Genomic DNA, 13,285 nt, shown 5'->3' with positions numbered 1-13,285 from the left:
ATCACTCATAAGTGACTTCCACAATCAAATCATATTCAAATCCTTTACCTATTAAAAACTTTATTGCTCTTGATTTTCGCTGATAATCTTTCAACCCCTTTTGTCTTGAAAAATAATCATCATATATTTTTTTCAGGGTTTTTCTGTAATCATCATCATCAATTTCATCAAAGCATTTCGTTATTAATTTGTCAGAAATCTGTTTTTGCTTAAGATGTGCTTTTATTTTATTTTTCCCCCAGCCTTTCATGTAAAATTTACCTCTTATATAGCTGCGCACAAAACGTTCTTCATTCAGATAATTCTCCTTAATAAGGTATAAAATGATTTCTTCCCGCGCTTCAGGGATCAGCATGAACTCTCTCATTTTTTGTTCTACTTCGGCATGACAGCGGTCCTGATATACGCAGTAGTTGACAAGCTTCTGTTTGATTTCTTCAAAAGTGAAAGATTTTTTATCCATAATTATAATGAAAAAAAGAATGGACAAACTGCCCATTCTTTATATTCCGGTTTAATTAATTTTTAATAATTGAACAAAGCCTTACCTTCCATCAGCTCATTGACTTTCTTTCTTACATCCGTAAGTACATCTTCATTTTTAATATTGTCAACTACTTCAGAAATCAGTTCTGCAATCGTGACCATATCCTGTTCTTTCAGTCCTCTCGTTGTGATAGCTGCAGTTCCCAGTCTGATCCCGGATGTGGTGAATGGAGATTTATCATCAAATGGAACCATATTTTTATTACAGGTAATATCTGCTTTTACTAAAGCTTTTTCTGTTTCTTTTCCGTTTACTCCTTTATTTCTAAGGTCTACAAGCATTAAATGGTTATCTGTTCCTCCGCTTACAATATCAAACCCTTTGTCAATCATTGCTTTTGATAAAGCCTGAGCGTTGGATTTAACCTGTTTTGCATAAGTTTCAAACTGTCCGTCTAAAGCCTCTCCAAAAGCCACAGCCTTACCTGCTATAACATGCTCCAGAGGACCACCCTGAATTCCAGGGAAAACAGCTCCGTCCAATACCTGGCTCATCATTTTAATTTCCCCTTTTGGAGTTTTGTGTCCATAGGTATTTTCAAAATCTTTCCCCATCATAATCATTCCTCCTCTCGGACCTCTTAATGTTTTATGAGTAGTCGTAGTCACTACATGGCAATGTTCAAATGGTGAATTCAATAATCCTTTTGCCACCAACCCTGCAGGGTGAGCAATATCCGCCCAAAGTGTAGCTCCGATTTCGTCAGCAATTTCTCTGAATTTTGCATAATCAAGATCTCTGGAATAAGCGGAGAATCCAGCAATCAGCATTTTTGGTTTTTCTCTTAATGCCACTTCTCTCATCTGGTTATAATCAATAAGACCTGATTCTTTTTCTACACCGTAAGAAACCACTTCGTATTGAATTCCTGAGAAATTAACGGCTGAACCATGTGTAAGGTGACCTCCCATGGAAAGATCCATTCCCATGATTTTATCCCCCGGCTTCAATACGGCAAGATAAATCGCTGCATTGGCCTGAGATCCTGAATGGGGCTGAACATTCACATAATCTACTCCAAAAAGTTCCTTTGCCCTGTTAATGGCTAATGTTTCAACCTCATCTACCACTTCACAACCTCCATAGTATCTTTTTCCGGGGTATCCTTCAGCATATTTATTCGTCAATACACTTCCCATTGCTTTCATCACATTTTCAGAAACAAAGTTTTCTGATGCAATAAGCTCTAATCCATGAGTTTGTCTTTGTCTTTCTTTTTCAATCAGGTCGAAAATTATATCCATTTTACTTTTGTTTTTTTAAATTTATCCCCCCAAATGTACGGAATTTCCATATAGTTTTTGACATGGATAAACAGGATTTTTTGAATTTAAAATTGAAAAATATACGGATCTAAAACTTTTCTTCTACAAGCTCCTTATTTACTATCGCCCCTGTAAAATTTCCTTGGGCAACAGCATTGGCCACCGACCTCATCATGGTGGTATTGTCACCACATGCAAATACTCCGGGAATAGTAGTGCTATGCATTCCGTCAATTTTAATATGCCCATGTTCTGTTAATTCGCATCCAAGGTCTTCGATATTAATATTTTGTTCCAAATGAACTTTGGCATATAAAGCTTTAAGAGGAATTTCTTTTCCGTTTTTAAAAATCAGCTTTTGAATCTGTCCGTTTTTATGTTCTATCCTTTCAATTTCATCTTCAACGATATGAATGTTTTTTTGAAATAATTTTTCGGACTGTTCTTTATTTAAAGCTGATTCTCCGTTAGTAAATAACGTCAGATCTTTTGTCAGGTTAAAAACCAGCTTTGAAATTTCAAAACCCATATCACCGTTCGCTAAAATTCCCGTCACTTCATTTCTCACCTCATACCCGTGACAATAAGGACAATGAAGGACAGAGATTCCCCAGCATTCTGAAAAACCAGGTATATCCGGCATTATATCTTTGACTCCTGAAGCAAGAATTAATTTATCTGCAAAGAACTTCCCGCTAGTCTTCGTTTCCACTTCAAAGTTTCCACTGGATTTTTTAGCACTTCTCACTTCATCATTGAGAAACTTTATAGTGGGGTACGCTTCCACCTGGCTCCTTGCTAAATCAGAAATCTCTTTAGGAGGTTTTCCGTCATGGGTAAGAAAATTGTGAGAATGAGGAGTCTGCCGGTTACAAGGCATCCCTCCATCAATAATCAGGACATTTCTTAATGATCTTCCCAGGGCCATACCGGCAGATAGCCCGGCATAACTTCCACCTATTATAATAACTTCAAAATGGTTGCTTTTCATGAGTTAATGGTTTTACTATGAAGTACAAATTTAATACAAATTTTATTATTGCAACAATATTGCATTAAAGAAAAAGATAAAAAAATCCCGGAAACTTCTTCCCGGGATCACACATTTTATAATGTTAGTTTATTATTTCTGTTTAGATTTCAGTTCTTCTTTGTCTTTATCCGACGGGTTCCAGACTTTCACTTCCGAATCTTTTGTAATACCTGAAAGCACCTGGACATTGATACCGTCGCTGGCTCCCAGCTTTACGTATACTTTTTTAAATTTACCATCCGGCTGCTTTACTTCAACAAAAGGAACATCTTTCCCTTTGTTCTTTTCGTATTGAACCAATGATTCATCCAGTAGTAAAGCATTCTTCTGGGAATTGAGAACAATTTCTCCATTGGCAGAGAAACCTGCTCTGATGTACTCATTGTTAGGATTATAAACATCACCTTCTACCGGAAATTTGATGGTTCCGTTATTATCTTTTCCTTTAGGAGCAATCATGGTTAACCTTCCTGAGAATTTTTTATTCTGTAAAGCACCGATCACAATATTCATGTCCATTCCCTGTTTCAGTTTCCCAGCCTGAGCCTCATCTATTTCCCCCTGGAAGATCAGAGAGTTCAGATCCGCAATTGAACAAATTGTAGTCCCCGCGTTGAAAGAGTTGGCTTCGATTACCTGGCTTCCTACTTTTACAGGAACTTCCAATACGGTTCCGGCTGCCTTGGACCGGATTTGTGTAGTCGCTAAGTTCTGTAATTCAGGAATTACCCCAGTTTTCACAATCTGCAGGTTCTTTTGAGCGGTTGCCAGCTGCTGATATGCATTTTTAAGAGCCTGCTCCATGGAATACAGCTGCTGCTGGGAATTAAGATACTCTTGTTTAGAGATCACTCCCTGACTGTATAATTTCTGCTGCATTGCAAACTGCTTCTGCATATTATCTACATTCATTTTTGCATTGCTGATCTGCAACTGTGAGTTTTGTACGTTTTGCTGGGCATTGTTTACTTCCGCCACATTGGGAATGATCCTTACAGTAGCGATAAGCTGTCCTGCTGCCACTTTATCTCCTTCATCTACCAGAATCTTATCTATAATCCCTGCGATATTAGGTTTGATTTCAATTTCTTCTTTGGGAACAATTTTTCCTGTTGCCATCACTTTATCATCCATATCCTGAACGGTTGGCTTTCTGGTCAGAAAAGCTTCACTTTCTTTAGAATTGGATTTAATAAGATAACTTATACCGGAAAATAACGCCAGTAAAAACAAAAGCCCTAAAAAAATATAAATAGCTTTTTTCCAGGTAAACTTCTTTTTCATATATCTAGTTTATTTATTTAACACTTATAATTAAGAGAATTATTCTGTTCTCAATGCTTCTATAGGACGGATCTTAACCGCTCTCTGAGCAGGGATCATTCCAATGATCAATCCTAAAACCACCATCACAGCCATGGCTCCAAATACGTTTCCGTAATTTACGGTAGGATTATAAAAAGGAAAGGTATCCTGATTCTGGGTCATAGCATTTAAAACCATCAAAATAAAAATTCCGAACATAAATCCTATCAGCCCCGAGGAGAGGGTAATAACCACACTCTCTAGCAAAATCTGATTTCTTACTTCGGAAGGTTTAGCTCCCAGAGCGCGTCTGATCCCGATTTCTTTGGTTCTTTCTTTTACCGTAATAAGCAAAATATTGGAAATAGCGATGACTCCGGCGAGAATGGTAAGCGTTCCTACTATGATAGTGAGAAGCTGCATTCCACTCAGAAACCCTGTCAGTTTTCCAAACTCTTTCCCAAGGTTGAAGCTACCGAAAGCATTGGTATCTTCGGGAGACACTTTATTTTTAAGTTTAAGAGTCTGTTTTATTTTTTCTTCTACAATATTCAGATCTGCATTGGGCTTGCTGACGATAGCAAACATATCGATCTCATCTCCGGCATTATACATTTTTGTATAGGTGGAAAGTGGTATAAAAACCGTACGGTCATTTTCAAAACCTCCTCCTTTTTTCACTCTGAATACCCCTACAATATTGAAGAAAATTCCTTTTATATTGATAGATTTTCCCAGTGGATTTTCTTTCTTTTTAGAATCAAAAAAGTTATTGTACACTTCTTCCCCGATTACGGCTACATTTTTATTTCCCGAAACATCCGCATCGTTGATATACCGGCCAAAAATCAGTTTTTTCTCTGATATTTTATTTCCAACAGGATAGTCTCCCGTAAGTGAATATGTAGCACTCTTTCCGTTTCTGGACATTAATTCACCAGGAGTACCCGTGAAACTCCCTCTTGCATTTTGTGGGGATATATAATCGATTTCCGGAATCTTATTTTTAAGCATTTCAATATCGGGTAAGTTGAGATGCAGATTTCTTCCTTTTGGAAACCCTTCATAAGGGATGGAAGTATTCTGAGCCCATAAAAAGATAGAATTGGTAGCAAATCCTGAAAATAATTTATCAAAACCATTTTCCATTCCTTTTGCTGCGCCTAATAATGTTACATACAAAAACATTCCCCAGCCTACTCCAATCATGGTAAGGAAAGTACGGAGCTTATTATTCTTCAATGAATAATAAATTTCCTGCCAGGTATCTTTTTTAAATAAGATGTTCACTTTACGTTTGGGTTATAAGTTATCAATCTATTTTACTTAATCAGTCGCCAGAGCGGTTATTCCGACCTCAGCGCTTCGATAGGTTTTATTTTTGAAGCTCTGTAAGCTGGCACAAATCCGGCTATAAGCCCTGAAAAAACCAGAGCAATAAATGCCATAAAGATCTCTCCTCCTCCTACACTCGGGTTTATAATAAAAAATTCTTCCAGTCTGTTTCCGATCAGGTTGAGCGCCAATACTCCCAGCCCTACTCCTATTAATCCGGAAACTACTGTAATCACTACACTTTCCTGAACAATCAGCGCCACTATACTTCTTGGTTTGGCTCCGATAGCTTTCCGGACTCCTATTTCTTTGGTTCTCTCTTTAACGATGTAAACCATAATATTACTAATCCCTATGATCCCTGCTAATAAGGTTCCCAAACCGATAAATGTTACGATCCCGGTAAGAACTGCCATAAACATAAAGGTGTCGTTCATATTCTGGGCATTGTTCCAGATGCGGACAGCATTTTCATCATCAGGCGACACATTTTTCCTGGCTTTTAGTTTATCTTTAAGCTCATCACCGTACTTAATAGCTTCCTGAGGATTTAAATTTTCATTATAGGCAATATATACCGTACTCACAGTATCCGAGCCTTTTTTCATTTGCTGTAAAGTGGTAATGGGAACGGTAATATGTCTTTCATCCCAGTCTCCTCCGTCATCGGAAAAAACACCAACCACCTTAAACATGGTTCCGTTAATATCCAGGTCTTTTCCTACCGGACTTCCGTTTTTAATGAGGTCCCTCTGAACCATTCTCCCGATCACTGCTACATTTTGTTTACGTTCCAGATCATTGGGGTTCAGGTATCTTCCTTCCAATATTTTACGGTTTTCGATGTACTGTTCCCCGGTATCGGCACCATTAATCTGGTAGCTGCCACTTTCTTTTCCATATTTCACCATGAGATTGGCGGTATATCTGGGGGTGGAATATCCTACTTTTTCTTTATCTGCTTTAATCAGGAAATCATAATCATCATTATTCATGGTAACCACCCTATCAGACTGAAGCCCGTTATAGGCGATAGTCGTACTTCCTGTAAAGATGGAGATCAGGTTTTGGGCATCTCTGGCAAAACCTTGTGTAAAAGCGTTCTGCAGCCCTTTTCCAATTCCGAATAAAACAATAAAAATGAATAATCCCAATGCCACTGTAAAACCTGACAAGACGGTCCGCAATACATTACTGCGAATAGAACTGAATATTTCCTGCCAACGATCAAGGTCAAACATGTTATTAGTTTTAAAAAGATTGAAAATACTGAGGGAAACTATTCCATTGCAAAACTCCCTCCTGTTTTTCAGTTATTATTATCAATTTCAAAATGTGCTTATTATAAAACAATTTGTTGTATAAATTCATCACTTTCTATAATTCCGTCCTTTAGCACCACATTTCTTTTGGTCTGGGCTGCCACATCCGGCTCATGGGTCACTACAATGATCGTTTTCCCTCCATTATTGATTTCCTGAAGCAATTTCATAATATCAAATGTGGTTTTGGAATCAAGAGCTCCCGTAGGTTCATCGGCCAGTATGACTTTAGGGTCCGTGATAAGGGCACGGGCAATGGCAACCCTCTGTTTCTGCCCTCCCGAAAGCTCATTGGGAAGGTGATTAGCCCATTGACTTAAACCTACCTTTTCCAGATACTCCAACGCCTTTTCATTTCTTTCTCTTCGGGGAACATTCTGATAATATAAAGGTAATGCTACATTATCAAGGGCAGTTTTATATCCGATAAGATTAAAGGATTGAAAAATAAAACCCAGAAATTTACTTCTGTATTCAGCAGCTTTTACTTCCGATAAGTGCTCGATAGGTACATTATCCAATTCGTAAGTTCCTGAGTCCTTCTCGTCCAGTATTCCAATAATATTCAGCAAAGTAGATTTTCCGGATCCTGAGCTTCCCATAATGGAAACAAATTCACCTTCAGCAATATTAAGGTTGATTCCTTTGAGAACATGCAGCTTACTTTTGCCGGTATCATATGACTTATGTAAATTCTGAATTACTAACATTAAGTGCTTTTGATTTTATTATCCAATAAGTAGTAGATCCTTTCGATTTGTTACAATATTAAAAATTTATGCCCATAAATTATTGTTTAGTGTTAAAATAACCTATTATAAGTAATTTACAAATCACTGTTTAATCCATATCTCTAAAATTCTTCTATTTATATTCCCGAATACCGTGTACATCAATATCAGAGCAACTTCCGTGTAAATGTGGAAAACTTTTAAGGTTAAAACTCAGCCAATTAGTATTTCCCCCTTTCAAAATCAGTTCCAGTTTTCTAACTTTGTAGTTCACATGAGATAAAAAATATATTACTTTTCTGTTAATAAGTTCAAAGCGTAAAAAGCTAAAAACCAGAAAATTACAATTTTCTATCACATTATCCACATGAATCTGATTTTTAAATAATAATAAAGACATTTAATATGGGAATTTTTGACAAAAGAATAAGCTACAAGCCGTTTGAGTACCCTGAAGTTCTTCAATTCATTGAAGCAATTAATAAAGCATACTGGGTACATTCGGAAGTGGATTTCACTGCGGATATTCAGGATTTTCATTCGCAACTGGAACCCCATGAGAAAAATGCTGTAAAAAATGCACTTTTGGCTATTGCTCAGATTGAAGTATCCGTAAAGTCATTTTGGGGTAACTTATATCATCATCTTCCCAAGCCGGAACTTAATGGTTTAGGTGCTACCTTTGCAGAATGTGAGTTCCGTCACTCCGAAGCTTACTCAAGACTATTGGAGGTATTAGGCTATAATGAAGAGTTTACCCGTGTTATTGAAGTTCCTGCTGTTAAAAAGAGAATAGAATTTCTTTCTAATGTTCTTAAGCATGCTAATTCCACTACTCCGAAAGAGTACGTTTCTTCATTGCTGTTGTTTAGTATTCTTATTGAAAATGTATCTTTATTTTCTCAGTTTGCCATCATCTTATCTTTTACAAGATTTAAAGGATTCATGAAGAATGTTTCCAATATTATTGCGTGGACATCAGTAGATGAGCAGATCCATGCCAACGGAGGAATTTATCTGATCAATAAAATCCGTGAAGAGCAGCCTAACTTATTGACCGACTCTGATATTGAAGACATTTATACTTTGGTAGATCAGTCCGTAGAGCTGGAAGGTGAAATCCTGGATTGGATTTTTGAATTGGGAGAATTGAGCAACTTCTCAAAAGAAGACCTTGTTAATTTTATGAAATACCGTGTAGATGACAGTCTGAAAAAAATTAATATGGGAACCCGATACAATATTTCTCCGGAGCAATACCGTCCTTTGATGTGGTTTGAAGAAGAGGTATTTGCCAACAGTCTGGATGATTTCTTTGCTAAAAGACCGGTAGATTATACTAAGCATGATAAAAGTATTACTGCAAACGATTTATTTTAATAGCTATGAACTTTAAATTAGGTGATGTTGTACAGTTGAAATCCGGTAGCCCGTCTATGACTATCGTGGAAATATTCAATAATCATACTATGGCAAGCTGCACGTGGTATGACTTTTCAACCCATACCTGGAACAGAGAAAATGCTTTTCCTGTAATAGCCCTGCAGTTAGTTTCCCCACAGGAACAGACTCATTAAGCTAAAGCTTAATAAAGAGAATAAAGTTAAAAATTATCTCTTGTTGTGATAATTAAAGAGATAAAGGTGGACCGTACCATTCCCCGCAAAATTTAAATTAATAAATACACAAAATTCCTAAACATGCCCCCAATATATGTTTGGGAATTTGAAAATATAGAAACTATGGAAGAACAACAGACCAATATATGGTGGCTTAATGAAGAGTCCGAGCAGATGCTCAACAGAGGATATCTCCTGAAAGGGGAAACTGTAGAAGGAGCAATCGACAGAATTACTTCTGCTGCCGCCAAAAAATTATATAAGCCGGAATTACAGCCAGCTTTTAAAGAGATGATCACAAAAGGATGGATCAGCTTTTCTTCTCCCGTTTGGGCCAATATGGGAACCCAAAGAGGATTACCTATCTCATGTTTTAACGTTCACATTCCGGACAGCATTGAAGGAATTACCCACAAAATGGGTGAAGTAATCATGCAGACCAAAATTGGAGGTGGTACCTCCGGATATTTCGGAGAGCTTCGTAACAGAGGTACTGCGGTAACGGACAATGGTAAGTCTTCAGGAGCTGTATCTTTCATGAAATTATTCGACACTGCCATGGATGTGGTTTCTCAGGGAGGAGTAAGAAGAGGAGCATTTGCTGCTTATCTGGATATCGATCATGGAGATATTGAAGAATTTTTATCCATTAAAGATATCGGAAGTCCTATCCAAAACCTTTTCTTCGGAGTTTGTGTTCCTGATTACTGGATGCAGGACATGGTGGACGGAGATATGGAGAAACGTAAAATCTGGGCAAGAGTACTGGAAAGCCGTCAGCAAAAAGGGCTTCCTTATATATTCTTCACGGATAATGTTAACAGAACCAAACCTCAGGTATATAAAGATCTCGGATTACCTATCAACGCAAGTAATCTTTGTTCTGAAATCATGCTTCCTTCTTCAAGAGAAGAATCATTTATCTGCTGTCTGTCTTCCATGAACTTGGAATTATATGATGAATGGAAAGATACCAATGCAGTAAAACTAGCCATATATTTCCTGGATGCCGTATTATCGGAATTCATTGAAAAAACAGAAGGAAATTATTACCTGCAGGGAGCCAGAAACTTTGCTATGCGTCACAGAGCCCTTGGCTTAGGAGCATTAGGTTACCATTCTTATTTACAGAAAAATATGATTCCGTTTGAAAGTTTTGAAGCCACCCAATTCAATGCAAGAGCTTTCAGACATATTAAAGAGCAGGCAGAACAGGCTTCAAGAGAATTAGCAAATATCTATGGGGAACCTGAATTATTAAAAGGATATGGAATGAGAAATACCACTTTAATGGCTATTGCTCCTACTACATCCAGCTCCGCCATTTTAGGCCAGACTTCTCCGGGAATTGAGCCTTTCTCTTCCAACTATTATAAAGCAGGATTAGCTAAAGGAAACTTTATGCGTAAAAATAAATACCTTGCCAAACTTCTTGAAGAAAAAGGTATCGATAATGAAGAAACCTGGAGAACCATTATGTTGAACCACGGTTCCGTACAGCATTTAAGTGAGCTTACTGATGAAGAAAAAGCAGTCTTCAAAACATTCAAGGAAATTTCCCCTATGGAAATTATTTCCCAGGCTGCCCAAAGACAACAATATATTGACCAGGCTCAATCACTGAACTTACAGATTCCATCTACCATGCCTGTAAAAGATGTTAACTATCTTTATATTGAAGCATGGAAAAAAGGAGTGAAAACATTATACTACCAGAGAAGTTCTTCCGTATCGAAAGAAATGATGGTCAACTTCGTATCATGTACCAGCTGTGAAGCTTAATTCAACTTTGAGTTTATCAACAATTAAAATAAATAGAAAGCACGTTTAAAATGTGCTTTTTTTATTATCTCTGACCTTCCCTGTTCCTCATATTTATATACTTTTATCTTATATTTGTTATATTAATTCCAAAAAATTCAAATATGAAATTCGGACAAGTAGAAGACCCCTCCAAAATAGATTTCACCTTACCCCCGGATCATCCAAGGACTAAAGAAATTTTAAAGCTTAATAAAAAAGGATTGGAAAACACCTCCATCGGATGTGCCAAATGGAATAAAACAGACCTTAAAGGATTTTATCCGAGAGGCACAAAAGACGAGCTGACTTATTATTCCACCCAGTTCAACTCAATAGAATTAAATGCCACATTCTACGGCATGCCCACTCCGGACCAGGTAATTACATGGAAAGATAAAACTCCGGACAACTTTAAATTCTTCCCTAAAATCACTAATACGGTTTCCCATTTCCGAAGATTAATTGATGTCACGGAACCGGTGACTCAATTTGCAACTTCCATCATGAAATTTGATGAAAAACTGGGAATGGTTTTTTTACAGCTTCATGATAATTTCAAACCTAAAGATTATGACAGGCTGGAAAAATTTGTAAAAGACTGGCCAAAAGAGGTTCCCATCGCTATTGAGCTGAGAAATACGGAATGGTTTACAGATCAGAATGTCTTTGATACCACTTGTGAGCTGTTTGAAGAACATCATATCACGAATATTATTGTAGACACTGCCGGAAGAAGAGATATGCTGCATATGCGCCTTACAACGCCCAATGCTTTTATACGTTATGTAGGAGCCAATGCGGAAAGCGATTATGAAAGATTGAATGACTGGCTGCAACGTTTAACCCAATGGAAGAAAGAAGGCCTTCAAAATCTCTATTTCTTTGTACACCAAAACATCGAAAAGGCATCTCCTTTATTATCAGCCTATTTTATCAAAAAGATGAATGAAGAATGGAAGACAGACCTGCAAATACCGCAAATGGCAACTGAAGGTACAGGAACATTATTCTAATAAAAAAGCTCTTATTGATAAGAGCTTTATTTATTTCTTCTGAGCAGTAAAACCAGATTCAGAAAAATAAGTAACATATCTAAAGTTACCCAGATTCCCAATTTTACATTCTCGTAGTTATAGGATTCAACCTGTTTTTTTGCCTTTGCAGATAAGCTTACACTTTGATTGATATAATTATGAACCTCAATAATCTGATCAATATTTTTATTGGGTACTGAATGTTGTGAAAAATACACCAGGTTTTTCTTTCCCAGGTAGCCTACAATCCAGTATTCATCGGACTTATCCATTTTAAGGTGTTCAGTTCTGTAATATTCGGGGCGGATTTTTCCGATATGCTTGGTTTCCAGATGTCCGTTTTTATCCGGGTTATCAATATTGATCACGTAAAAATCCAATGTTTGAGGAAGCTTATTAATAACCTGTAAAGCCACGGAATTTTCAACAATTCCCACCGCACTTTTCTTAATAAACCAATAGGTAAAAATAGAAATGGAAAACACCAGCGTTACAATACGGAAGAGTTTCGCCCATTCCGCTCCCTTTCCTGATTTAACCTTATATAAAAAAAGTGAAATTACAGACGTCAGAAATATAATAAAGATGATAAGTCCCATGCTGCAAATATACTGATTTAAGAAGTTTTACAAGGAAAGCTCCTAATCAACATTCCATTCTTTATAAAACTGATCCAGAAACCCAAGCATATAATCATGTCTTTCCTGTGCTATTTCTTTTCCTTTTTCAGTATTCATGAGATCCTTAAGTAATAAAAGCTTTTCATAAAAATGATTGACAGTGGTTCCGTTGGATTTTTTATATTCTTCTTTGGTCATGGTAAGCTTAGGCTTAATATCAGGATGATACATAAGATTATTTTTAAATCCTCCAAAGTTGAATGTCCTGGCAATTCCGATAGCTCCGATAGCATCCAGACGATCCGCATCTTGAACTATTTTAAGTTCAATAGAAAGATCCTGAGGGGCTTCCGAACGGTTTTTAAACGAGATATTACGTATAACAAATAACACCTGCTCAATGATACTTTCCTCAACGCCTTCACTTTCCAGAAACTCCCGGGAAATGGTCAGTGCTTTAGTTTCATCACCATTATGAAATTTAGGGTCAGCTATATCGTGCAGCAAAGCGGAAAGTTCAACGACCAACTGATTACAGTTTTCATGTTCGGCAATTTTTTTTGATAATTTCCATACCCTTTCAATATGGAACCAGTCATGCCCCGCTTCGGCTCCTTCCAGTTTTACTTTTACAAATTCTATTGTATGATCAATCGTAGTTTTCATTTTTA

At 37.0% G+C, this 13,285-nt stretch carries 13 protein-coding genes; 4 read left to right on the top strand and 9 right to left on the bottom strand.

What is annotated here, in order from left to right; translation table 11 throughout:
* Window position 1 precedes the first annotated feature (1 nt).
* From ABJ974_RS03960 to ABJ974_RS03930, 7 genes are all read right to left on the bottom strand, one after another.
* Window positions 2–463 (bottom strand): regulatory protein RecX, encoded by a 462-nt coding sequence (locus tag ABJ974_RS03960; RefSeq protein WP_419870088.1) that lies wholly within the window; start codon window positions 461–463, stop codon window positions 2–4.
* A gap of 62 nt (window positions 464–525) precedes the next feature.
* Window positions 526–1,791, bottom strand: coding sequence for a serine hydroxymethyltransferase (glyA, locus tag ABJ974_RS03955; protein WP_419870087.1), 1,266 nt, complete (start codon window positions 1,789–1,791; stop codon window positions 526–528).
* 109 nt (window positions 1,792–1,900) lie between these two features.
* Entirely contained in the window at window positions 1,901–2,803 is a 903-nt protein-coding gene (locus tag ABJ974_RS03950) for an NAD(P)/FAD-dependent oxidoreductase (RefSeq protein WP_419870086.1), read from the bottom strand.
* A gap of 132 nt (window positions 2,804–2,935) precedes the next feature.
* Window positions 2,936–4,129, bottom strand: a complete 1,194-nt coding sequence (locus ABJ974_RS03945) for an efflux RND transporter periplasmic adaptor subunit (RefSeq protein ID WP_419870085.1) — start codon at window positions 4,127–4,129, stop codon at window positions 2,936–2,938.
* Window positions 4,130–4,168: 39 nt separating this feature from the next.
* Complete coding sequence (locus ABJ974_RS03940) at window positions 4,169–5,440, bottom strand: ABC transporter permease (protein ID WP_419870084.1); 1,272 nt, start codon at window positions 5,438–5,440, stop codon at window positions 4,169–4,171.
* A 56-nt stretch (window positions 5,441–5,496) separates the two neighbouring features.
* Window positions 5,497–6,726, bottom strand: a complete 1,230-nt coding sequence (locus tag ABJ974_RS03935) for an ABC transporter permease (protein ID WP_419870083.1) — start codon at window positions 6,724–6,726, stop codon at window positions 5,497–5,499.
* 101 nt (window positions 6,727–6,827) lie between these two features.
* The gene (locus ABJ974_RS03930; protein ID WP_419870082.1) at window positions 6,828–7,517 is read right to left on the bottom strand and encodes an ABC transporter ATP-binding protein; all 690 of its coding nucleotides are present in this window, start codon (window positions 7,515–7,517) and stop codon (window positions 6,828–6,830) included.
* A gap of 426 nt (window positions 7,518–7,943) precedes the next feature.
* On the opposite strand from ABJ974_RS03930, the gene ABJ974_RS03925 reads away from it, so the two are divergent.
* From ABJ974_RS03925 to ABJ974_RS03910, 4 genes are all read left to right on the top strand, one after another.
* Window positions 7,944–8,918 carry a ribonucleotide-diphosphate reductase subunit beta gene (locus tag ABJ974_RS03925; RefSeq protein ID WP_419870081.1) on the top strand — a complete coding sequence of 325 codons (975 nt, stop codon included), beginning with the start codon at window positions 7,944–7,946 and terminating at the stop codon, window positions 8,916–8,918.
* A gap of 5 nt (window positions 8,919–8,923) precedes the next feature.
* Window positions 8,924–9,115, top strand: coding sequence for a YodC family protein (locus ABJ974_RS03920; protein ID WP_419870080.1), 192 nt, complete (start codon window positions 8,924–8,926; stop codon window positions 9,113–9,115).
* 165 nt (window positions 9,116–9,280) lie between these two features.
* The gene (locus ABJ974_RS03915; protein WP_419870943.1) at window positions 9,281–10,939 is read left to right on the top strand and encodes a ribonucleoside-diphosphate reductase subunit alpha; all 1,659 of its coding nucleotides are present in this window, start codon (window positions 9,281–9,283) and stop codon (window positions 10,937–10,939) included.
* A gap of 143 nt (window positions 10,940–11,082) precedes the next feature.
* The gene (locus tag ABJ974_RS03910) at window positions 11,083–11,973 is read left to right on the top strand and encodes a DUF72 domain-containing protein (protein WP_419870079.1); all 891 of its coding nucleotides are present in this window, start codon (window positions 11,083–11,085) and stop codon (window positions 11,971–11,973) included.
* 26 nt (window positions 11,974–11,999) lie between these two features.
* Here the strand turns inward: ABJ974_RS03910 and ABJ974_RS03905 are convergent, their stop codons facing one another.
* Together ABJ974_RS03905 and ABJ974_RS03900 are read right to left on the bottom strand one after the other, a co-directional pair.
* Window positions 12,000–12,593, bottom strand: coding sequence for a hypothetical protein (locus ABJ974_RS03905; RefSeq protein WP_419870078.1), 594 nt, complete (start codon window positions 12,591–12,593; stop codon window positions 12,000–12,002).
* Window positions 12,594–12,635: 42 nt separating this feature from the next.
* Window positions 12,636–13,280, bottom strand: coding sequence for an HD domain-containing protein (locus ABJ974_RS03900; protein ID WP_419870077.1), 645 nt, complete (start codon window positions 13,278–13,280; stop codon window positions 12,636–12,638).
* Window positions 13,281–13,285: the final 5 nt, after the last annotated feature.

Origin of the sequence: Chryseobacterium sp. CT-SW4 (assembly GCF_048572715.1) — a bacterium.
Classification (GTDB): Bacteria; Bacteroidota; Bacteroidia; order Flavobacteriales; family Weeksellaceae; genus Chryseobacterium.
The sequence above is the reverse complement of the archived record's forward strand: the minus strand, read 5'-3'. Positions and strand labels throughout refer to the sequence as shown.

What these genes read in the sequence shown, in the direction of transcription:
- ABJ974_RS03950 (WP_419870086.1), bottom strand. Translation starts at nt 2,803, where the DNA reads ATGAAAAGCAACCATTTTGAAGTTATTATAATAGGTGGAAGTTATGCC.
- ABJ974_RS03930 (WP_419870082.1), bottom strand. Translation starts at nt 7,517, where the DNA reads ATGTTAGTAATTCAGAATTTACATAAGTCATATGATACCGGCAAAAGT.
- ABJ974_RS03960 (WP_419870088.1), bottom strand. Translation starts at nt 463, where the DNA reads ATGGATAAAAAATCTTTCACTTTTGAAGAAATCAAACAGAAGCTTGTC.
- ABJ974_RS03945 (WP_419870085.1), bottom strand. Translation starts at nt 4,129, where the DNA reads ATGAAAAAGAAGTTTACCTGGAAAAAAGCTATTTATATTTTTTTAGGG.
- ABJ974_RS03900 (WP_419870077.1), bottom strand. Translation starts at nt 13,280, where the DNA reads ATGAAAACTACGATTGATCATACAATAGAATTTGTAAAAGTAAAACTG.
- ABJ974_RS03925 (WP_419870081.1), top strand. Translation starts at nt 7,944, where the DNA reads ATGGGAATTTTTGACAAAAGAATAAGCTACAAGCCGTTTGAGTACCCT.
- ABJ974_RS03910 (WP_419870079.1), top strand. Translation starts at nt 11,083, where the DNA reads ATGAAATTCGGACAAGTAGAAGACCCCTCCAAAATAGATTTCACCTTA.
- ABJ974_RS03905 (WP_419870078.1), bottom strand. Translation starts at nt 12,593, where the DNA reads ATGGGACTTATCATCTTTATTATATTTCTGACGTCTGTAATTTCACTT.
- ABJ974_RS03935 (WP_419870083.1), bottom strand. Translation starts at nt 6,726, where the DNA reads ATGTTTGACCTTGATCGTTGGCAGGAAATATTCAGTTCTATTCGCAGT.
- ABJ974_RS03920 (WP_419870080.1), top strand. Translation starts at nt 8,924, where the DNA reads ATGAACTTTAAATTAGGTGATGTTGTACAGTTGAAATCCGGTAGCCCG.
- glyA (WP_419870087.1), bottom strand. Translation starts at nt 1,791, where the DNA reads ATGGATATAATTTTCGACCTGATTGAAAAAGAAAGACAAAGACAAACT.
- ABJ974_RS03915 (WP_419870943.1), top strand. Translation starts at nt 9,281, where the DNA reads ATGGAAGAACAACAGACCAATATATGGTGGCTTAATGAAGAGTCCGAG.